20 protein-coding genes and 2 pseudogenes are annotated in these 19584 nt (G+C 71.9%); 10 read left to right on the top strand and 12 right to left on the bottom strand.

From position 1 onward, the window contains the following. Positions 1–117: 117 nt before the first annotated feature. From ACWDAG_RS05155 to ACWDAG_RS05140, 4 genes are all read right to left on the bottom strand, one after another. Entirely contained in the window at positions 118–675 is a 558-nt protein-coding gene (locus ACWDAG_RS05155; RefSeq protein WP_450694215.1) for a hypothetical protein, read from the bottom strand. Further along, the gene (locus tag ACWDAG_RS05150) at positions 656–1108 is read right to left on the bottom strand and encodes a hypothetical protein (protein ID WP_450694214.1); all 453 of its coding nucleotides are present in this window, start codon (positions 1106–1108) and stop codon (positions 656–658) included. The genes ACWDAG_RS05155 and ACWDAG_RS05150 overlap by 20 nt, the downstream gene beginning before the upstream one ends. Positions 1109–1147: 39 nt before the next feature. After that, complete coding sequence (locus ACWDAG_RS05145; RefSeq protein WP_450694213.1) at positions 1148–2050, bottom strand: universal stress protein; 903 nt, start codon at positions 2048–2050, stop codon at positions 1148–1150. 448 nt (positions 2051–2498) lie between these two features. Next, entirely contained in the window at positions 2499–2768 is a 270-nt protein-coding gene (locus ACWDAG_RS05140) for a hypothetical protein (protein ID WP_450694212.1), read from the bottom strand. A gap of 516 nt (positions 2769–3284) precedes the next feature. Between ACWDAG_RS05140 and ACWDAG_RS05135 the strand changes: the two genes are divergently transcribed. The 3 genes from ACWDAG_RS05135 to ACWDAG_RS05125 are packed head-to-tail and all read left to right on the top strand — an operon-like array spanning position 3285 to position 7353. Next, a complete protein-coding gene (locus ACWDAG_RS05135; protein WP_450694211.1) occupies positions 3285–6044 on the top strand; it encodes a cation-translocating P-type ATPase in 2760 nt (919 codons plus the stop codon). Then, positions 6041–6700 carry a potassium channel family protein gene (locus ACWDAG_RS05130; RefSeq protein WP_450694210.1) on the top strand — a complete coding sequence of 220 codons (660 nt, stop codon included), beginning with the start codon at positions 6041–6043 and terminating at the stop codon, positions 6698–6700. Before ACWDAG_RS05135 ends, ACWDAG_RS05130 begins: the two co-directional genes overlap by 4 nt. After that, positions 6697–7353, top strand: a complete 657-nt coding sequence (locus tag ACWDAG_RS05125; RefSeq protein WP_450694209.1) for a potassium channel family protein — start codon at positions 6697–6699, stop codon at positions 7351–7353. Before ACWDAG_RS05130 ends, ACWDAG_RS05125 begins: the two co-directional genes overlap by 4 nt. Positions 7354–7361: 8 nt before the next feature. Here ACWDAG_RS05125 and ACWDAG_RS05120 read toward each other — a convergent pair whose 3' ends face one another. Continuing rightward, positions 7362–7814, bottom strand: coding sequence for a universal stress protein (locus ACWDAG_RS05120; RefSeq protein WP_450694208.1), 453 nt, complete (start codon positions 7812–7814; stop codon positions 7362–7364). Positions 7815–8036: 222 nt separating this feature from the next. Here ACWDAG_RS05120 and ACWDAG_RS05115 point away from each other — a divergent pair, with 222 nt between their 5' ends. Beyond that, positions 8037–8636 carry an Rv1733c family protein gene (locus tag ACWDAG_RS05115; RefSeq protein ID WP_450694207.1) on the top strand — a complete coding sequence of 200 codons (600 nt, stop codon included), beginning with the start codon at positions 8037–8039 and terminating at the stop codon, positions 8634–8636. A gap of 212 nt (positions 8637–8848) precedes the next feature. Here the strand turns inward: ACWDAG_RS05115 and ACWDAG_RS05110 are convergent, their stop codons facing one another. The 4 genes from ACWDAG_RS05110 to ACWDAG_RS05095 form a co-directional block, all read right to left on the bottom strand. Continuing rightward, the gene (locus ACWDAG_RS05110) at positions 8849–10423 is read right to left on the bottom strand and encodes an oleate hydratase (RefSeq protein ID WP_450694206.1); all 1575 of its coding nucleotides are present in this window, start codon (positions 10421–10423) and stop codon (positions 8849–8851) included. A gap of 183 nt (positions 10424–10606) precedes the next feature. Then, positions 10607–10984, bottom strand: coding sequence for a hypothetical protein (locus tag ACWDAG_RS05105; protein WP_450694205.1), 378 nt, complete (start codon positions 10982–10984; stop codon positions 10607–10609). A 33-nt stretch (positions 10985–11017) separates the two neighbouring features. Continuing rightward, positions 11018–12223, bottom strand: a complete 1206-nt coding sequence (locus ACWDAG_RS05100) for a globin domain-containing protein (RefSeq protein WP_450694204.1) — start codon at positions 12221–12223, stop codon at positions 11018–11020. 1010 nt (positions 12224–13233) lie between these two features. Continuing rightward, entirely contained in the window at positions 13234–13590 is a 357-nt protein-coding gene (locus tag ACWDAG_RS05095) for a hypothetical protein (protein WP_450694203.1), read from the bottom strand. 81 nt (positions 13591–13671) lie between these two features. On the opposite strand from ACWDAG_RS05095, the pseudogene ACWDAG_RS05090 reads away from it, so the two are divergent. From ACWDAG_RS05090 to ACWDAG_RS05075, 4 genes and pseudogenes are all read left to right on the top strand, one after another. Further along, positions 13672–13823, top strand: a pseudogene (locus ACWDAG_RS05090) (transposase family protein); the annotation flags it as partial. Between the two features lie 64 nt (positions 13824–13887). Then, positions 13888–14115, top strand: coding sequence for a hypothetical protein (locus ACWDAG_RS05085; RefSeq protein ID WP_450694202.1), 228 nt, complete (start codon positions 13888–13890; stop codon positions 14113–14115). 212 nt (positions 14116–14327) lie between these two features. After that, positions 14328–14642 (top strand): annotated as a pseudogene (locus tag ACWDAG_RS05080) (amino acid kinase family protein); the annotation flags it as partial. Positions 14643–14779: 137 nt separating this feature from the next. After that, positions 14780–15694 carry a universal stress protein gene (locus tag ACWDAG_RS05075; protein WP_450694201.1) on the top strand — a complete coding sequence of 305 codons (915 nt, stop codon included), beginning with the start codon at positions 14780–14782 and terminating at the stop codon, positions 15692–15694. 45 nt (positions 15695–15739) lie between these two features. On the opposite strand, the gene ACWDAG_RS05070 is transcribed toward ACWDAG_RS05075, so the two are convergent. The 3 genes from ACWDAG_RS05070 to ACWDAG_RS05060 form a co-directional block, all read right to left on the bottom strand. Then, on the bottom strand, positions 15740–16120 hold the full coding sequence (locus ACWDAG_RS05070; RefSeq protein WP_450694200.1) for a hypothetical protein: 381 nt from the start codon (positions 16118–16120) through the stop codon (positions 15740–15742). Next, a complete protein-coding gene (locus ACWDAG_RS05065) occupies positions 16117–16791 on the bottom strand; it encodes a DUF4389 domain-containing protein (RefSeq protein ID WP_450694199.1) in 675 nt (224 codons plus the stop codon). The genes ACWDAG_RS05070 and ACWDAG_RS05065 overlap by 4 nt, the downstream gene beginning before the upstream one ends. Positions 16792–16926: 135 nt before the next feature. Then, positions 16927–17427, bottom strand: a complete 501-nt coding sequence (locus ACWDAG_RS05060; protein ID WP_450694198.1) for a pyridoxamine 5'-phosphate oxidase family protein — start codon at positions 17425–17427, stop codon at positions 16927–16929. 241 nt (positions 17428–17668) lie between these two features. Between ACWDAG_RS05060 and ACWDAG_RS05055 the strand changes: the two genes are divergently transcribed. Both ACWDAG_RS05055 and gap read left to right on the top strand, forming a co-directional pair. Then, the gene (locus ACWDAG_RS05055) at positions 17669–18367 is read left to right on the top strand and encodes a response regulator (protein WP_450694197.1); all 699 of its coding nucleotides are present in this window, start codon (positions 17669–17671) and stop codon (positions 18365–18367) included. Positions 18368–18486: 119 nt separating this feature from the next. Further along, entirely contained in the window at positions 18487–19515 is a 1029-nt protein-coding gene (gene gap, locus ACWDAG_RS05050; protein WP_450694196.1) for a type I glyceraldehyde-3-phosphate dehydrogenase, read from the top strand. Positions 19516–19584 lie beyond the last annotated feature (69 nt).

Below are 19584 nucleotides of genomic sequence, written 5' to 3'. Positions count from 1 at the left end.
CTCCTCGTCCGGGGTCGTTGTGTCCGGCTGGTGAACCCCAGGCCGAGCAGCGGCGCCGGAGCGCTCACCGCCCTCCCAGCTTCATACGAGAAGGTCGAGGCCGCCACGGGGCCGACATCACTCCGCCGTGAGGACGGCGCCGGCCGGTCGCCGCGGGATCGGGCGGCCGCGTGTGGCATGGCCGAGGCGCAGGATCATCTGCGGGAACTCGCCGCCGGCGAGCGTCGTGCGCACCTGGGCCCGCAGCCAGGGGATCTCGAGGGGCTGGGTGTGGAAGTCGGCCACGGCCCAGCGGGTGGTGGCGTGCAGCAGGACGCGCTGCAGGGCCTGTCCGGCATGCAGCCAGGCCTCCGGGGTGTCGTGCCGGGTCGTGAGGAGGACGAGTCCCGTCTCGGACGGCCAGACCGCGGGTGCGGTGGGCAAACCGGGGGCGAGCCCGAGGAAGTCCCGTCCGGCGAGGCCCGTGCGGTCCGGGTGGCGGGCGCAGGCCTCCAAGGGGACGCCGTCCGGGCGTCGGTCCCCGGCGGCCCGGGTCCAGCGGATGCGTTCGGCGATGTACGCGGGGTCGTTGCGGTGGACGGCTTCCGCGGTGCGGACCAGCTCGGCGAGGTGACGCCGTGCGAAACGGGGCCGCACCGTGTACAGCTCGGCACCCTCAGGCGTGAGCCTGCTCACGCAACTCCCCGATCAGCGGTTGCGGAAGCGGGGAGTACTGGAAGGAGCCGCGGTGCGTGTGCCGTTGCTGCAGGGCGCGGTACATCAGGTTCTCGTCGGTGCCGGGCCTGGCGTGGGCGCCCCAGCCGACGCGGGCGAGATGCGCCGGTGTGTACGCGTCGGGGAGCAGCTGCACGACGGGCCTGAAGCCCAGGTGCCGCATGGCGACACGGATGTTGAACAGGGCCGCGCCGCAGCTGAGGAGCTGCTCCCGCCCGTCCGGATCGGTGAGCGGGAGCCTGCGCGTGGGGTCCGCGTACAGGTCGAGTCCGCTGTCCGAGCTGACGAACAGCCAGGGCTGCGTGTTGTGCACCGAGGGCGCGGTGACGGCCGTACGGACCAGGTGGTTGGCCGCGTGGTCGACCTGAGTGGGCGCTGCGTCCAGGTCGGACATGGGAACCGCCGTTCGTCGCTGCCGTTGCTTCGCCGGGGGTCAGGCGTGCGCCACGACGGCGACGGGGCAGCGCGCGTGATGGATCACGGTGTGGGTGACCGGGCCGGTGTGCGGGCCGAGTCGGCTGTCGCGCACTCGGCGGCCGACGACGAGGAGGCCCGCGCCCGAGGCGGCGCGGACGAGATGGGTTGCGGCCCTGCCCTTGACGACCGTCTCGGCGACTTCGACGCCGGGGTATTTGTCGCGCCAGTTCTGCAGCACCGCGCTGAGGAATCCGCGCCACTCCTCCTCGTGCCGGGGCGCTTCGCCGATGCCGGGCTCGCCGGGACCGAGGCCGACGGCCGACGAGTTGTCCCAGGCGTGGACCGCATGGAGCGTCGCACCACGCAGCCGGGCCGCCTCGAAGGCGAACTCGATCACCTCGTCGCACGCGTTGCCCACATCGATGCCGAGGACGACGTCACGGTATGGCGTCCGCAGCGACGAGTTGCCGTCCTCGTCCGGCAGATGCTCGTCCTCGGACCGCTCTCCGGCCTCGACCAGGACGACCGGCCGCGTCGCCAGGGCCACCACGGCCTGGGCCACCGACCCGACGAGGAACCCGGTGAAACCGCTCAGCCCGCGCGAGCCCAGCACCAGCAACTCGGCGTTCTGCGCGGCATCCGACAGGGCTGCAGCCGCCGGTCCCTCGACGTGCTCTTCGGTGAGCCGCACCTCGGGGCAGGCCCGCCGGACGCGTTCCTCCGCCTTGTGCAGCACGCCCCGGCCGACGTGGCGGCGCACGGCGCTCGCCGCGGCGGAGGGCGGCTGCTCCGTGCTCCACTCGGAGGCGTGCACCAGGTGGAGGGGCAGTTCCCGGCGCACCGCCTCACGGGCCGCCCACTCGGCGGCAGCCAGGCTCTCGGGGGATCCGTCGACTCCGGCGACGACCGGTCGTGTCATGGCGGTGCACCTCCGTGGTTCACGCGTGGTCGGACCCTTTCCGGTCCTGTTCTCATCGTCCTGGCGGTCCGCTGCGCGCCCGAGAGGCCACTGGTCCCGCTGTTGGGCCTGTACGACCCCTGCGCGCGGCGCCCCGCCGCGGCTGACCGTGCGCCACGAAGACACCGGCTGCCGTGTTGACGCGTGAGGTGAACCGGCTTGAGGCGCACGGTCGTTGGCGCAGCCGACGGCTGCGCGCGGAGCAGGGGGCGTCGGACTTGGGGCGCTAAGGTCCTGGCGCGCGGGCTGCCTTGCGCACGTGGTGCATGCGACGGGACTGCCGGAGACGGACCTGTCGGCGCGCCGCCGAGCGAGGGGTCACTCCCGCTCATGAGCCCCCGTCGGCGAAGCCGAGAGTTGGGGGGCGCGGGACAGGTCCGCGGCGCTGAGCCGGTCCGCCGAACGGGCTCTACGGCTGTCCTATGCCCCGACGCCGGAAGCCGGCCAGGCCGGCTTCCGGCAGCGAGGCTGCGACCGTTGTGAGGGCCGGTGGAGTGGCGGCGGTCATGTGATGGGGCGGGCGCTGGGGGAGATGCTGGAACGGGGAGACGCCGAGGAGCCGGTTCGGGAGATCGAGCACGTCGTCCAGGACACCGATGACGAGGCACAGGCCGAACACCGCCCAGGCCGCGGTGGCGGCGCGCGGGGCGAGTCCGAACGGGGCGGTCGCAAGGTCCACCAGTACCCACAGGGCGGGGGCATAGAGGAGGGAGGCGCCGAGCAGGCGGGGATCTGGCCGGGGTCGTGGCTGACCAGGGCGTAGGTGAGGCCGGCCGTGGCGAGGAACTCCGCTGCGGTCTGCCTGATCGTGAGCATGGCTGTCCCTCCTCCACGCCGGGCGGGGCCGGACGGTGCGCACCCCTCGTCCGTACAAACTCCGCCCGTTCGTACGGCGTATGCGCTCTTGCCGGCCGCGGCTGACGAACCCGGCGCCGCCCCATGGGTGCCGAACGGCTCTCTTACAGGGCCCGTCCGGCCCCGCGCCCGCGAGGCCCGACGCGATGGATCCTCGACGGATGAACGCTGTGCATGCGTCGCCGCGGGCACCGCACGCGATCCCCGATTCCGCGATTGCGGCCCGGAATGACGGACTCCACGATGAGGACATGGCTGCTCGCCACGCCGACCACCGCGACGCCGTCCGGGCACGCCCCGCCGCAGCGTACGGGGCCATCACCCGGCACGTGGTCACGCCGTGACGGCGAGCGGTCCCGCGGTGCAGACCCTGGCCACCCGGGACGTCTTCGCCGCCCTGGACAGCTCACCCCGGGGGCTGGCACCGACCGACGTGACCTCACGGCGGGAGCGCCACGGCCCCAACGAGCTGCCCAGGGCCCGGCGCAGAGGCTGGTGGCGGGACCTCGCCGGCCAGTTCACGGACCTGTTCGCGGTCGTACTCCTCGTCGCGTCCGCGATCACCTTCCTGGCCTACGGTCTTCAGGACCCCCGGGACGTGGGGACCCTGCAGCTCGCCGTCGCGATCCTCTGCGTGGTGCTGCTGAACGCGGCCATCGGCTTCATCCAGGAGTACTCCGCCGAACGGACCGCCGAGTCGCTCCAGGCGATGGTGCCCCACACCTGCCGGGTGCTGCGCGGCGGGGAGCGGCAGGAACTGCCCGCGCGTGACCTGGTCCCCGGGGATGTCGTGGTCCTGGAGGCCGGCGATGCGGTCTCGGCGGACTGCCGTCTCGTGGAGGCGCACGAACTCGCGGTGAACAACGCGGCGCTGACGGGCGAGAGCGACCCCGTCGGCCGCACCCGCCAGCCGGTGGTGGCCGGGCCGGTGCTCGAGGCCCGCAACTGTGTGTTCATGGGGACCGACGTCGTGGCGGGGTCCGCGAAGGCCGTGGTGTTCGCGACGGGCGCGGCGACCGAGTTCGGGCGCATCTTCCGGCTCGCGTCCGCCGCACCGCGCCAGAAGACCCCCCTGCAGCGCCAAGTGGCCTCCATGGCCCGCAGGGTGGCGGGCGCGGCCCTGGCGATCGGAGCCCTCCTGTTCGCGGTGCGGCTGCCCGCCGGGCGGCCCCTCGTCGAGACCTTCGTCTTCGCCCTCGGCGTGATGGTCGCCCTGGTGCCCGAGGGCCTGCCCGCGACGCTGTCGGTGTCGCTGGCCATCGGCGTACGGCGCATGGCCCGCCGGCACGCCCTGGTCAAGAAGCTGCTGGCGGTCGAGGCGCTGGGCTCCACCACCGTCGTGTGCACGGACAAGACCGGCACCCTCACCCAGGCCGAGATGACCGTCGTCCAGGTGTGGGCGGGCGGTGTCCGCCACCCCGTCTCCGGCGTGGGATACGCGCCCGTCGGTGAGGTGACCGACCCCCAGCCGGTGCGCGAGCTGCTGCGTGCGGCGGCACTGTGCTGCGACGCCCGGATGGTCCCGCCCGCGGATCACGACGGCTGGCGCGTCCTCGGCGACACCACGGAGGGAGCCATCCTCGTCGCCGCTGCCAAGGCCGGCGTCGACCTGGCGGCCGAGGAGGCCGCGACGCCCCGCGTGACGGAGTTCCCCTTCGACTCGACCCGCAAGCTGATGAGCACTGTGCACCGCGAGCCGCACGGCGATCTCCGCGCCTGCGTCAAGGGCGCGCCGCAGGAACTGCTCGCCCGCTGCAGCGCCGTCCAATGGAAGGGCGAGCGGCAGCCGTTGACCGAGGACCTACGGGCGGCGGTGATCGGTGCCAATGACGAACTGGCCGCCCAGGGACTGCGGGTACTGGCGGTGGCGTCGCGGTCCCTGCCCGACGGCCGTCCCACCCAGGACGAGACCGAGTCGGACCTCGCCCTGCTGGGCCTGGTCGGCATGCAGGATCCGCCCCGGCCGGAGGTCAGTGACGCCGTCGACGCCTGCCGGCACGCAGGCATCCGCATCGTCATGGTCACGGGCGACCACCCGCTGACCGCGGAAGCAGTCGCCCGCCGCGTCGGCATCGTCCGCCGGCCCGATCCCACCGTCGTCACCGGCACCCGGCTGGACGCGCTCGACGACGAGGCTCTGGACACCCTGCTCGCCGACTCTGGCGAACTGCTGCTGTGCCGGGTCAGCCCCGAGCACAAGATGCGCGTGGTCGCCGCCCTGCAGCAGCGCGGCGAGACCGTCGCCGTCACCGGCGACGGCGCCAACGACGCACCGGCCCTCAAGCACGCGGACATCGGCATCGCCATGGGAGCCTCCGGCACCGACGTCGCCCGGGAGGCCGCCGTCATGGTGCTGCTGGACGACTCCTTCGCCTCCATCACCGCCGCGGTACGCCTGGGCCGTTCCGTCTACCAGAACATCCGCAAGTTCCTGATCTATCTCTTCAGCCACAACATCGCCGAGCTCACACCGATCCTCGCCGCCACCTTCGCGGGATTCCCCCTGGTGCCGATCACCGCCGTGCAGATCCTCGCGATCGACCTCGGCTCCGACGTCCTTCCCGCCCTGGCCCTGGGCGCCGAGCCGCCGGAGTCCGACGTCATGGACCGCCCGCCGCGCTCCCGGCGCGAACGGTTGTTCTCCACCGCCGTGATGGGGCGGATCCTGTTCCTCGGCGGCATCCAGTCCCTCGGCGTGTGTGCCGTGTTCTTCTGGCACATCCACGCCTCCGGCATCCCGTACGCCGACTTCACCAAGGACAACCCCGTCTACCGGGAGGCGATCACCATGGTCCAGGCGGGGATCGTGGTCAGCCAGTTCTTCAACGCACTCGCTGTGCGCACCGACCGGCAGAGTGTGTTCCGGATCGGTCTGCTGTCCAATCCCTGGCTGCTCGCGGCGGGCTGCTTCGGTATCGCGCTGATGGCGGCCATCAGCTACGCGCCGCCCCTGCAGGCCCTGTTCCACACCGCCCCGCTCGCCGCCGTCGACTGGGCCGTTCTCACCGGCTTCGGGGTGCTGCTGCTGGCAGCAGAGGAGGCCCGCAAGTGGTGGCTGCGACACCGTCGGCCCGCGGGCCGGAAGGAGGGAGTGCAATGAGGGTGATCATCGCGGGCTGCGGCCGGGTGGGGTCCGCACTCGCCGTCCAGCTCGTGGCAGAAGGCCACGACGTGGAGCTCATCGACCGCAGTGCCAGGACCCGCAGACTGCTGCCGGCCGGTTTCCCGGCCCGGTTCCACGAAGGCAACGCCTACAGCCGGTCCGTGCTCGAGGCCGCCGGGATCGAGCACGCCGACGCGTTCGTGGCCGCCACCTCGGGCGACAACAGCAACATCGTCAGCGCGCGCACCGCCAAGGAGACCTACCGGGTGCCCGTCGTCCTGGCCCGTATCTACGACCCACGGCGCGCCGACATCTACCGCGACCTCGGCATCCCCACCATCGCCAGCGTGCGCTGGACGGTGCACCAGATCCACCAGATGCTCCTGCACCGCCACCTCACACCGGAACTCACCTTCGGCAACGGGGAGACCCTGCTGCTCCGCTCCGAGCTGCCCTCCTACGTCAGCGGGCGCCGGCTGGCCGAGTTCGACGTGGACGGCGAGATCCGCGTCGTCGAGGTCACCCGTGGGGGCCGTTCGCTGGTGCCCGCCCACAGCACCCGCGCCGAACCCGGCGACCTGGTCACCTTCGCCGTCGCGGCGACCGCGCTCGGCCGCCTGCGCGGCTTTCTGGACAAGGAGCTGGGGACATGAAGGCTCTGATCGCCGGTGCGGGACGCCTGGGCACCCAGATCGCCCAGGTGCTCGCCGCGGCCCGCAGCGACGTCACACTCGTCGACATCGACGAGGACCGCGTCGCCGAACTCAAGGGCCACCTGCCCGTACGTCTCGTGGCCGGGGACGCCTGCGAACCCGCGATCCTGGAGCACTCGGGAGTGCTGACCGCAGACCTCGTCATCGCGGCCACCGGCGACGACGAGGACAACCTCGTCATCAGCCTGCTCGCCAAGCGGCAGTTCGAGGTGCCCCGGGTCGCGGCACGCGTCAACGACACCGAGAACGCCTGGCTGTTCGACCGGACCTGGGGTGTCGACACCGCAGTCCCCGCGGCCACTCCGCTGATCTCCCTCATCGAGGAGGCCACCGGCGCCACGGACACCGTCGCCTTGCTGCGCCTGAGCAAGGCGGGTGTCGACGTCATCGAAACCGCCATCACACCGCAGTCCCGCGCGGCGGGACGCACGCTCGCCGAGATCACCCTTCCGCCGGGCACCGTCGTCGCCACGGTCATCCGCGACGGACAACCCACCGTCCCCACACCCGGGATGCGGCTCCAGCCCGGCGACGAAATCCTGGTCGTCTCGCACGCCGCCACCGAACAGGAGATCCACGCCGCCTTCCAGTGACGGCAGTATCAGCGCGACGGATCGTCGGCCTGCCGCACCACGACGACCGGGCAGGCCGCGTGCTGGGCGCAGCGCTGGCTGACCGACCCCAGCATCGCCCGGGCGAACCCGCCGCGCCCCCGGCGGCCCACGACCAGCAGTTCCGCCTCCTCCGAGGCCCGGATCAGAACCTCGGAGGGATCACCCTCGACCAGACGTTCCTGCAGCCCGGGCGGGCGCTCGTCCGGGAAGACGGCGCGCAGCTCCGCCGCGAAGCGCTCCCGCGCCTGCGCGAGGTCGAAGTCGGGGTCGATCGCAGGGCCGCTCCAGCCCACCTCCGACGGTGTCTCCCACGCATGGACAGCCTCCACCACACCGCCGACGCTCTGTGCGTACCGTGCCGCCCAGCGCAGTGCCGCGTACGAGGAGGGAGAGCCGTCCACGCCGACGACGACCCGGTGCATCGGCTCGGCAGATTGCATGGTCACCTCACTCAGAGCCGCTCTCCTACGTACACGCTGCCCGGCCCGGCGCCACCACGCCAGCCGGGAGGCACCTCGCGGGTCGGGCGCCATGACGCGGGCCGGTCGGCCCAGCGGGCCTGCCTGATCGGCCCCTGCCGGCCACCCGCCATGACGTGGGACGTTTCAAGTGGAGGACGTCAGTGAGGACGTCGGCACACACAAAAAGAGGGGTGTCGACCGATGACGAAGACACACCGTGCGGGAGCGAAGAGGGTCTGGTTCTGGCGGTGGCGGCGCAATCCCCTGCGCCGCCGCAGCAACCGGCTGGAAGCGTGGATCCTGCTCGCCGCCTGCACACTCGCCCTGCTCGGCGGCCTGCTCGCCGCGCTGGCGACGTACGGGGCGGTGCAGGACGACCTCGCTGCACGACGCGCGGACGTGCACTCCGTCTCGGCGGTACTGACCCAGGACGCGCCACGGATCCCGGCGGTCTCCACGTCCGGGTACAGCGACGACAAGGTCTGGGCGAAGGTGCGCTGGGTCGCTGCCGACGGTTCGACGCACACCGGCACCACGAGGGTCGAGCCCGGCACCGCCGTCGGCACCCGGATCACCGCCTGGACCGATCACACGGGCAGGCTGGTCCTCGAACCCGCGAGCGCGACCGAGGCATGGCTGCAGACGGCGCTGTTCAGCGCCGCGGCCGCCATGGGAGCCGGGGCCGTGGTCCTGGCCGGCGAACGGCTCGCGCGCGGACGGCTGGACCGGTGGCGCCTTGCGGAGTGGGACGCGCAGTGGGCGCGGGTCGGCCCCCAGTGGAGGAAGCGGATGCTCGGCTGACGAAGGCCGCGCGGCCGGGCGCCCGGCGACGATGCTGGTAGCGGTAGCGGTACGACGGTCACGGTCCCGGTGCCGCCGACGAAGACAGGCACCTTGACCATCCCGGGGCGGCGCATCCGGGTGCCCCGGCGCGCCGCGCCGCACCACGTGTGCGCGACCGACCCGTCAGTCCCGGCCGCGCACACGCCCTCCACCGGCCGGGTCGCGCCTGGTCACCTGCGGTGCATCGTCTCCAGAGCCGCGGCCAGGACACGGGGATCGTGGTGCCCCTTGTAGACCGCGGGCGGCTGCCGGTCGAGATTCAGGAGCCGGGCCACCGCGGTCCACGCGGTGCGCACCGAGTACTCGACGGTGAAGACGACATCGTCCGGCACCTCCGCGAACTGCCCGATGAAGGCGAGGTTGACCGATCCCTCGGGCACGACATGGGGCCGGTCCTCGCGGCGGCGGACCAGGAACTGGCTGGTGATGTACGGCATCAGGCAGGGCACGACGGTGGAGGTCTCCAGGACCCGGGCCGCCTGCGGCTCGTCGAAGCGCAGATGGTGCAGCACCTCCTCGAGGATCTCCCGGCCGGAGCACATCGTCATCGGCTTGTGCGTGTGGTTGCCCGCGCGGCCGGGGAACAGCCCGTAGCCCCACCACACGGACACACCCTCGGGCTGGTCGCGGTAGACCGGCTGGCGGTTGGCGACGATCGTCAGCAGCCAGTTGGAGTCGGTGAAGGTCATCAGCCCGCCCCTGCCGGTCTCGCGGCCCGCGAACTCGGCCAGTGCGTCGAGGAAGACGGGATCCTTGGCGGTGACCGTGAACGACTCCCAGCGGGACTCCTTGACGTGCTTGTCGAAGACCGCCGGGTTGCCGAAGTCCTCGCGCCCGCGGGCGATGCGGTGCCACAGCAGCCACGCCTGCGAGCGGTGGCCGGGCGGGGGCGGCGCCGTGGTGTGCGAGCCGAGGCTGGAGGCGTCGGTCATGGAGCCGTTGGTGACCAGGACCAGGTCCTCGGGAGCCACGGCGATCTTCTCGTCGAGGCCACCCCGGGAGACGTAGAGGGTCTCGACCGTGGTGGCGTCGTGCCCCGGTGCGAAGCCGAGGTCGGTGACCCGGCTTGCGGTGTGCACGGTGACTCCGTGCTCCCGTAGCCAGGCCGCCAGGGGACGCACGATCGAGTCGTACTGGTTGTAGCGGGTCCGGTGGATGCCCGACATCGACGCGAACTCCGGGAAGAGATGGATGAACCGCCTCAGGTAGCGGCGGAACTCGATCGCGCTGTGCCAGGGCTGGAAGGCGAACGTAGTGCACCACATGAACCAGAACTTCGTGGTGAAGAAGTGCTCGCCGAAGCAGTCCGTGATGCGTTTGCCGTCCAGGTGTCCCTCGGGGCTCGCCAGGCACCGGACCAGATCCAGCCGGTCGCGCTCGGAGAACCCCATGGAGGCGGTGTCGACGATCTTTCCGTCCCCGTCGACGAGACGTGCCACGTCGTCCCAGGCGAACTCCTCGTGCCCCGCCAGGATCTCCTCTGTCACGGACACCGCGGGATCGTCGAGGGTGGGGATGGCGGACAGCAGGTCGTACGTGCAGCGGAACTCGGCCTCGAACATCCGCCCCCCGCGCATGCTGTAGCCGGCGTCCACGCTGCCGCCCGCGTCCAGGCTGCCCCCGAGGGTGTGTTGTTCCTCGAAGAGGTGGATGTCCGCCCCGTCGAATCCGCCGTCACGGATCAGGAACGTGGCCGCGGCGAGCGCCGCGATCCCGCTGCCCACCAGATACGCCTTCGCCATCACACAACTCCTCGTGCTCGCCTGCCGATCGGGAACCACGACGCCCACGTTTTCGTGCGCGCGTGGGCCAGGTCAGTGGGCCGTTGGTCACCTGTGCGGGCCGGTCGGCCCGCGTCCCGGCGGGGCAGCACAGGACAGCGGCCCGACCGGTGGACCGTCACCGATCGGGCCGTTCCCACGGAGGCCTTACGCCGACTGCTGACCGCCGCCGCGCCACGGCGGCGCCTCGGTCCGGTGGCCGGCGTGCCCGGCGTGGGCGGCCTTGTCGGTCTGGCGGCGGAGCCGGTCCTGGAGCAGGTCCACGACCTCCCGGCCGCTGGACTCCTCGGCGATTACCACCACCCGCCGACCGCCGACGTGCAAATCGGCCGTGGCCAGCCAGGGGCGGTCGGCATGGCGGATGGCTGCCCGCACGATCCTCACCTCACCGCTGATGGCGGGCAGGCCGGAGCGGCCGACGACGGCGTCGATCTTCGTACGGGCGTAGGCGAGGGTCTCCTGGTCCACCGGGCCGTCGAAACGCAGCCGCACCGCGGGTGCGGCCTGGGAGTTGTCGCTGGTCATCGTGGATCCTTTCCTTGAAGGTTGCAGTGCGGTTCAGGCCGCGCTGCCGGGCAGCCACAGGTCGGGGCCGAAGACCTCGTACCGGATGCGTCGTGCCGGAACCCCGGCGCGGAGCAGTTGGGCGCGGACGTCGCGCATGAAGGGCAGCGGGCCGCACAGGAACACCGTGGCGGCGTCGGGGAGTTCGAATCCGGAGAGGTCCATCAGGCCCTCGCGGGCGTCGGGCTCCTCGGCCCCGGGACGCTCGTACCAGAAGAGCGCACGGGCGTGCGGCAGTTGCCCGACGAGCTCGCGGGTCTCGGCGCGCAGGGCGTGGTCGGCGGGGGAGAGGTCGGCGTGCAGGACCAGCACGGGGCGGGTGGAGCCGCTCGCTTCGAGATGCGCCAGGATGCCCGTCATGGGGGTGCAGCCGATGCCCGCCGAGACCAGCACCAGCGGGTCGGTTCCGGCGGCCGGGCCGTCGAGGAACACATCCCCGAAGGGTGCGGAGAGGGTCAGTTCGGCTCCCTCACGGACCTGGTCGTGCAGCAGGTTGGAGACCTCGCCGTGTGGGTCGCCGGTGACCCGTTTGACGGTGATGCGCCGCAGCTCCCTTTCCGGGTCCGAGGACAGGCTGTATTGACGCAGCTGATGGACCCCGTCCGGCATGAGCACGCGCACGCTCACGTACTGGCCCGCCCGCGCCCGCGGCGCCGGCCGGCCGTCCGCCGGGCGGAGCAGGAAGGACACCACGTCGGGTGTTTCGGTGCGGCGCCCGATGACCGTCCACTGCCGCCAGATCCGGCCGGGCTCGACGCCCGCGTCCTGGTACAGGCGCGCCTCCCGGCCGATCAGGGCACCGGCCATCAGCCAGTACACCTCGTCCCAGGCGGCCGCCACCTCCGGGGTGACGGCGTCGCCAAGGGCCTCAGCCATGGCACCGAACAGGTACTTGTGCACGATCGTGTACTGGTCGTCGGTGACCCCGACAGCCGCGTGCTTGTGGGCGATCCGGGCCAGCAGGGCGTCGGGCCGGGCGTCCGGGTCGGCCAGCAGCGCGGTCGCGAACCCGGCTATGGAGCCGGCCAGTGCGCGCCGCTGGTCTCCACTGGCCTGGTTGCCGCGGTTGAACATCCCGTCGAGCAGTTCCGGCCGGTCCCGGAACATCGCCCCGTAGAAACGCGTCGTGATCTCGTCGAGCGCTCCGGCCACGGCGGGCAGGGTGGCACGCACCACGGCGGCGGATTCTGCGGACAGCATGGAGCCTCCCGGGCGGGGGAACGGGGTGCGAAGACCGCCGCGTCGAATGCGCGGCGACCTTCTGTTTAGCAGTCGTCCTGCCGTGTTTCGGTGCCGTTTCGGGGCGCTGGGCGGAAGAGGGGCCACCTGGCCCCAGGGGTTCGGGAATTCCGGCCCCAATGGCCCGCCCGGACCGTGGGGCCGTGCGGCGCCATGGACCTGTCTTCCGGCCCTGCCCACCGCCGGGCCGTGGGACGTGCCTGCGCGGCTGCGAATCGCGCGGGCACGCGGCCGACGACCCACGCGCGGCCACGACCCCTCGCAGGGCCGTCCCCTGGCGCGGACGCCGTTTCCGGCGGGGACGGGGGAACCCCTCGGATGCCGTGCCCGGCGTCCGCGCCCAACTCAATGATCACTCCGTGGCCATGCAGGGAAGAGAGGCGACCGGACCTGTCCGAGGGACGGTCGGGTCCTTGCCGCGCAGGGGTCTCCCTCCTCCGGAGTCAGCCGTGGCGACGTGCCCGGGGGTGTCGCCCGTCCGCGATCGCCCGCATCCTCTCCCGGTACACGGCCGCGTCGAGCCGGCCGCGCAGCCGCTGCCGCACCAGATGCCGCTCGGCCGCCTCGAGCGCGGCGCGACGGCGCCGAAGCCGGACGCACACCGGACGGCGGCCTCGGGGGCGACGCCTGCAGACGTGCAGTGTCGTACAACGCGCCCGCGAGAATGAGCAGTTGGAGCACAGCGGCTGCGGTGATCACGACATGGGCCCCGAGGAGACGGTTGCCGCCGGTACCGGCGGTCTCCGCCAGCGTTGCCCACACAGCCGGCGGGGGAGAGGGGCCGCTCGGGGCACCGTGGGGGCCGTGCGGCCGTGCCCGCTTCGATTCGCCGGCCGTTGGAACATGCCGTCGCTGCTCAGAGGCCGCCGGCGGACGGCAGTACCCCCTCATGGACGGGCAGATGCGGTGTCGTGCCAGCGGTTGGGTTCGCTGCTCGCCGGCAGCCAGAAGCACGGGCGACGGGCGGTCGGCTACTCGACCAGATGCCGGTGCGCCTTGCTCCAGTTGATTCTGTTGTCGAGTTCATTCAAGAGCCCATCGGCAGCCCACGTGGCCTGCGGCTCGTGGCCCTGCTCGGCCAGCCGGCGCACGAGGGCGGCATTGGCTTGCTGTCTGGCGATGACGGCGTCGACGATCCCCGCGGTGACGTCGATGCCGTACGCGCCGCAGAAGTCCTCGAGTCGCGAACGGCGGTCGGGTGGCGCCGGGTAGTGCAGCCTGCGCAGACACTCGGCGTCGTCGCGGAATGGAGCGACGTACTCCAGGGCGTAGGCCACGTCGTGCAGGCGTGGTGCCGGGCGGGCGAAATCCCAGTCGATGATGCCCACCCACCTTGGCTCAGCCCGACGGGCCGGATTCCCCCTCGATGTAGATCTTGGGGGGCCTTCTGATCACCGCGTTACGCCCACACGCTGTTGGTGACCGTGTACTGGCGCACGAACTTGACGCTGCGCCAGTTGGTCCGTGGTTCGGCACCTCGAAAACCATGGCTGCCCGCATCGTCGATCATCTCGGGCCGTGGCTCGCGCTCCGACCCCGCGGGCGGTTGTGCAAGGACACGGAGTGACACTCGTTCAGCCACGCTCGGCGCGACGGTGATCACAAGGGTATGCATCGTGATTCGCATGAACAGCACACAGACGGTTCACCTCAAGAGGGTCGTTTCACGAGTCGCGGTCGGCGCTGCCCTGGGTCTTGCTCTTGCGGCAGGGACGGCGACCGGCGCATTCGCCCTGGCCATGACGCCCGCCGCGCACGTCACCACAAAGGCCACGAGCGCCCAGCCGAGCCCTGACGGCGACACCGCCAACTGCGTGGCCATCTGGTTTCAAGTCTGCCTCACCCAAGGCTGAGGCCGTGAAGCCCACCGGTCCGCTCTCCAAACAGTGCCCGCGTCCGCCGTGACATCTGGAGACAGCATGCGCTGAAGAGCCAAGCCCCCTGGGCGTACTTGTGGCTGACACCGTAGGTCTGCGCCCATGCGGCAGCCTCCTCATGGCAGTTGGTCGGAGATCGCTACGTGGTGGTGTGGCGCTCACCTCCTCAGCAGCGGCACGCTGGTGATCTGATCGACAAGGACCTGACGGCCGCCCTGCTCGCCGAGGACCTCAAGGCCGACTTCCCGCTCATCCTGACCGACGTGCACGATGTCTACGCCGACTTCGGCACCCCGAAGCAGTGGCCCGTGCCCGATGCCACCCCCGCCGAGTTGCGCCGGGCCGGCTTCCCTGCCCGCTCGATGGGACCCGAGGCCGAGGCGGCCGCCCGGTTCGTCGAACGCACCGGGGGCCTGGCCGCGATCGGCGCGCTGGATGCGGCCTACGAGATCGTGCTCGGCCGCTCCGGCACGCCGGTCCGGCCCGCCCTGCCCGCAGCCTGAGAAGCGGCAGGACCTGAGCGGACGTCAGGCAACCCGCAGCGCGTGGGCCGACCGGTCCCCGGCAGGGACTTGAGGCCCCTGCTGCCGCACCCGCGCCGTACGGAGACTGGCAGAGCAACCCCGAAGGAGGTCCGCACATGCCCACCATCACCGTCGGCCTCGACGGCTCACCGCAGAGTCTCGCCGCCGCCGACTGGGCCGCCCGCGAAGCAGAGCAACGCGGGGCAGCGTTGTGCCTGCTGCACGCCTGGGAACAGCAGTCCCACCTGATCCCGGCCCTCGCCTCAGTTCCCGCCCCGGGCGCGATCGACACGCAGCACGCGTGGGGCAAGACCCTGCTGCACGACGCGCAGTCCCGGCTCGCACGCCGCCACCCCGGTCTGGACATCGGCACACAGCAGACCGGGGGCCGGCCGGTCGCTGCCCTCCTGGCCGCCGCGGAGGAGGCCGACCTGCTGGTCCTCGGATCCCGGGGGCTCGGCACGGTCGCCGGGTTCCTGGTCGGGTCCGTCTCCCTCGCCGTCGTGGCCCGTGCCGCGCGGCCCGTCGTTCTCGTCAGGGCCGGTGAGCGCGCCCAGGACGAGCACCTGCCGGACGCCTCGGGCGGCACGTCCACCACCACGCCGTACCGCGATGTACTGCTCGGGCTGGACCTGGACAACCCCGGCGACGCGCTGATCGGCTTCGCGTTCGACGCGGCCTTGCGCCGTGCAAGCGGCCTGCGGGTGATCCACGGCTGGAGCCTGCCGGCCTCCTACGGCTACGGCAGCGCCATGGACGTCGGGCTGAACGAGGAACTGGCCGAGCAGGTGCGGCACGCGTTGACCGATGTGCTGCGGCCGTGGCGGGACAAGTTCCCCGGAGTCGAGGTGCATGCACAGGCCGTGATCGGCAGCGCCGGCCGTCACCTCGTACAGGCCGCACGCGATGCGGCCCTGGTCGTCGTCGGCCGCAGCGAACGCCACACACCCGTCGGCGGCCACATCGGCTCTGTCGCCCACGCGGTGCTGCAGCATGCCGCCGCACCGGTCGCGGTGGTGCCGCACGACTGATCTCCCGCAGCGCTCGCCGGCGACGTCAGTACAGGGAGGGCCACATCAGTACACGGAGGCGGGCCACGAACAGGCCACAGCGGTGATCACGCCCACGTCCAGCAGCACACCGACGCTCAGCCACGGGTCGAACCAGACCGCCTTGAGCACCAGGCCGCTCGACGCGGCGACCAGGGCGGCCGTGGGCCACCAGCCGGCGCCCGCCAGCACTCCGGCGCCGGCGACGGCGTACACCACCGCCGTGTACCAGGCCAGCACGAGCGCCGCGGCCCAGGCCGGGGCCGGGCGGACGCCCACGGCCGCCAGCACCCACGAGTGCCCGGGAGTGAACGGAGCCGCCGTGCCGGGCTGTTGCGGCGCCGTCCACACGCCGGGGTGCAACAGCCCGTGCACGATCAGGAACGCCCCCACCAGCAGGGTGGTCACGACAGGTCCTCGTGCGCGATGGGTTCGTGGGGCTCGGTGCCGCCCATGTCGAGCCGGAAGGGCGGGTACGTGTCCGTCATCAGGGCGGCGTAGGCGGCCACCCGCAGCACCCACCGGTTGAGCCCGAGGATCAGGTCGAACAGGGCCCGCGGGTACTTCTCGGTGAAGGCCAGGGTCACGGCGGCGATCACCGCCAGCACGGCGACCAGTCCGCCGTCCCACCAGCCGAGGTGGTAGCCGCCGAGGAAGAACCCGATGACGATGTAGTGCGGGATGGCCAGCAGCCACCACTTCACCAGCACCAGTCCCCGGGAGAGCCGCTCGGGGTAGGCGATGTCCAGCCGCGCGGGGTAGTCGGGCTCCTCGCCCAGGCTGAACGGCGGGTACCGGTCGGTGCCCAGGGCGGCGTACGAGTAGTACGCCACCCGCCAGCTCCAGCGCAGCACACCCAGGTTGAAGTCGAACAGGGACCGTGGATAGCGCTCGGTGAACAGGATGCTGAAGAACGCGATCACGCTCACCAGGGTGAAGGCGATCCAGAGGAAGAACAGCACCACGTAGTGCGGAATGACCAGGATCCACTTCACCAGCCACAGCCACCGGGACAGCGGCGCGTCGAGCACGGCGTTCACCTGCACAGGACGGTCAGGTGTTCCCGCCAGGGTCGTCATGGCGATCAGCTCCTTCGGCCCGTGGCGCCGCCGCGGCGACCTGGGCCCAATTCCAGCGTGCACGCCGAAGCTCGGCCCGGGCGAGGGCCGTTGGGGTCGACCAGGGGGCCGTCGGTCCCGGTCACGGGGCCTGCCTCAGCCGCCGTCCGACCGGCCGGCCCAGGTGTCCGTGAGACGGATGCCGGTGACCAGGTCGGGCCGGATGCGGACCGCGTAGTCCATGGTCTGCTGCACCCATGGATGCAGCAGACGCTGATAGCGGGCCAGCTCCTCGGGGTCGGTCACCAGCTGGGCGTAGCCGGTGGCGACCACGCTCCAGCCGAGGTGCGTGGCCGGGTCGATGGTGTCGGCCTCGTAGGCCACGACCACGCCTGAGGGCGCGGACTCGCGCGCGCGGGAGGTCAGGGCCGCACCCTCATGGGTGCGGATGACGATGTCACCGTGGTCCAGGATGTGGTTGACCGGCCGGATGGTCGGCAGCGCATGCCGGGTGAAGACGATCCTCCCCACGGAGAGGCTGCCCAGCAGCTGCAGCGCTTCGCCGCTGTCGAGCTCGATGCTCAGGCGCGGCCCCACGGGAACCGGGTGGGAGTTGTCGAGGCGCATGGCGGGTTTCCGTACGGGTCGGCGGCTCATTCCTGACCGTCCATGGAACCGTCCTGCCGCACCAGGGGTAAGGGCCGTTCGGCCCTCTTCCGCGTCCGGTCGGCCCGGGGGCCTCGCGAGCGGGTCCGACGGTGGGCCGAACGGATACCGGGGGAAGGAGACCGGCACCGGGATCGGGGCCGACCGGCCCTGGTCCTTGGGGCGGTCAGGGGCGAACATCTCGGAAACCGGCGCAGTCATGCGACGCGAAGCGCAGGACAAGGAGCATTCGATGGCGGACGGCGAGCGGCCGGGCCCCGACAGCCCGATCCGGGTCTTCCTGCTGGACGACCACGAAGTGGTACGCCGTGGGGTGCGTGACCTCCTCGACGACGAGCCGGACATCACCGTGGTCGGTGAGGGCTCCACCGCGGAGCAGGCCATGGTCCGTGTTCCGGCGCTCGGCCCGCAGGTGGCGGTGCTGGACGTACGCCTGCCCGACGGCGACGGCGTGACCGTCTGCCGGGAGCTGCGCTCACGCCTGCCCGAGCTGGCCTGCCTCATGCTGACCTCGTTCGACGACGAGGAGGCCCTGCTCGACTCGATCATGGCGGGTGCGTCCGGGTACGTCCTCAAGCAGATCCAGGGCTCCGACCTGGTGTCCGCCGTGCGTACGGTCGCCGCCGGCCAGTCCCTGCTCGATCCGAGCGCCACCACCAGGCTGATGGCCCGACTGCGCGGCGGGCAGCAGCAGGAGGAGGAACCCGACCCGCTGCCGGGTCTGACCGACCGGGAGCGGGAGATCCTCTCCCTCATCGGCGAAGGCCTGACCAACCGGCAGATCGGCCGGCGGCTGTTCCTCGCCGAGAAGACGGTGAAGAACCACATCTCCCGCCTGCTGGCCAAGCTCGGCGTGGAACGGCGCATCCAGGCCGCCGTCATCGCCACCCAGGCTCAGGCCCAGGACCGGCTCCGGCAGCAAGGCCACTGACACCCAGGGCCGAACGTCCCCTGCTCGCCCCCGTCCGGCCCAAGCCCCGCCCGGCCCGCCGTCAGCAGGCTGACGGCAGACCCGGACACAGCCGGGCAACCATCGGGAGGGCGAAGGACATGAGCGTACGCGTGGGCATCAACGGCTTCGGCCGCATCGGACGCAACTACCTGCGGCTGGTGCTGGAGCGGACCGAGAGCGGCACCGGTACACCCGTCGAGGTCGTGGCGGTCAACGACATCACCTCGCCGGCGGCGCTGGCCCATCTGCTGGAGTACGACTCCACGTACGGCAGGCTGCACCGCACGGTCGAGCACGACGACAGCTCCCTGACGGTCGACGGGCACCGCATCGCCGTGACCGCCGAACGCGACCCGGCCGCCCTCGCCTGGGGCGAGCACGGCGTGGACGTCGTCATCGAGTCCACCGGCCGCTTCCGCACCCGCGAGCAGGCCGGAGCGCACCTGAGGGCGGGCGCCCGCAAGGTGCTGCTGTCCGTGCCGGGCAAGGACGTCGACGCCACCCTCGTGATGGGCGTCAACGAAGGCACCTACGACCCCGACAGCGACCACGTCGTCTCCAACGCCTCCTGCACCACCAACTGCGTGGCCCCCATGGTGAAGGTGCTCGACGAGCACTTCGGCATCGTCAAGGGCCTGATGACCACCATCCACGGCTACACCAACGACCAGGTGGTCCTGGACGGCCCGCACAAGGACCCGCGCCGCGGCCGCAGCGCCGCCGTCAACATCATCCCCACCAGCACCGGGGCCGCACGGGCCGTCGGCCTCGTCCTGCCGGAGCTGGCCGGCACCCTCGACGGCATCGCCGTACGCGTGCCCGTGGAGGACGGCTCCCTGACCGACCTGAGCGTGGTCCTCGAACGGCCGGTGACCGCGGACGAGATCAACGCCGCATACCGGGAGGCCGCGGACGGTCCGCTGAAGGGCGTCCTGCGGGTCTCCGACGCCCCGATCGTCTCCCGCGACGTCGTCGGCGACCCCGCCTCGTGCGTCCTGGACGCCCCGCTGACCCAGGCGAACGGCGAGCTGGTCAAGGTCTTCGGCTGGTACGACAACGAGTGGGGCTACACCAACCGGCTCCTCGACCTGACCGAGTACGTCGCCGCCCGCCTGCCGCGCTCCTGACCGGCGGCGGGGCCCCGCGAACCTCGACGGTTCCGTACCGTGTCCTGCCCTGGACCGTTACCGTGGCAC

The sequence above is a fragment of the Streptomyces sp. NPDC001157 genome (assembly GCF_053598255.1).
Note: the sequence above shows the minus strand (reverse complement) of the source record. Positions and strands in the feature narration are given on the sequence as shown.

Excerpts from the sequence above, each read along its gene's own strand:
- ACWDAG_RS05085 (WP_450694202.1), top strand. The coding sequence starts at position 13,888 with ATGAACAGCACACAGACGGTTCACCTCAAGAGGGTCGTTTCACGAGTC.
- ACWDAG_RS05145 (WP_450694213.1), bottom strand. The coding sequence starts at position 2,050 with ATGACACGACCGGTCGTCGCCGGAGTCGACGGATCCCCCGAGAGCCTG.
- ACWDAG_RS05075 (WP_450694201.1), top strand. The coding sequence starts at position 14,780 with ATGCCCACCATCACCGTCGGCCTCGACGGCTCACCGCAGAGTCTCGCC.
- ACWDAG_RS05125 (WP_450694209.1), top strand. The coding sequence starts at position 6,697 with ATGAAGGCTCTGATCGCCGGTGCGGGACGCCTGGGCACCCAGATCGCC.
- ACWDAG_RS05060 (WP_450694198.1), bottom strand. The coding sequence starts at position 17,427 with ATGAGCCGCCGACCCGTACGGAAACCCGCCATGCGCCTCGACAACTCC.
- ACWDAG_RS05065 (WP_450694199.1), bottom strand. The coding sequence starts at position 16,791 with ATGACGACCCTGGCGGGAACACCTGACCGTCCTGTGCAGGTGAACGCC.
- gap (WP_450694196.1), top strand. The coding sequence starts at position 18,487 with ATGAGCGTACGCGTGGGCATCAACGGCTTCGGCCGCATCGGACGCAAC.
- ACWDAG_RS05150 (WP_450694214.1), bottom strand. The coding sequence starts at position 1,108 with ATGTCCGACCTGGACGCAGCGCCCACTCAGGTCGACCACGCGGCCAAC.
- ACWDAG_RS05055 (WP_450694197.1), top strand. The coding sequence starts at position 17,669 with ATGGCGGACGGCGAGCGGCCGGGCCCCGACAGCCCGATCCGGGTCTTC.
- ACWDAG_RS05130 (WP_450694210.1), top strand. The coding sequence starts at position 6,041 with ATGAGGGTGATCATCGCGGGCTGCGGCCGGGTGGGGTCCGCACTCGCC.
- ACWDAG_RS05120 (WP_450694208.1), bottom strand. The coding sequence starts at position 7,814 with ATGCAATCTGCCGAGCCGATGCACCGGGTCGTCGTCGGCGTGGACGGC.
- ACWDAG_RS05105 (WP_450694205.1), bottom strand. The coding sequence starts at position 10,984 with ATGACCAGCGACAACTCCCAGGCCGCACCCGCGGTGCGGCTGCGTTTC.
- ACWDAG_RS05115 (WP_450694207.1), top strand. The coding sequence starts at position 8,037 with ATGACGAAGACACACCGTGCGGGAGCGAAGAGGGTCTGGTTCTGGCGG.
- ACWDAG_RS05100 (WP_450694204.1), bottom strand. The coding sequence starts at position 12,223 with ATGCTGTCCGCAGAATCCGCCGCCGTGGTGCGTGCCACCCTGCCCGCC.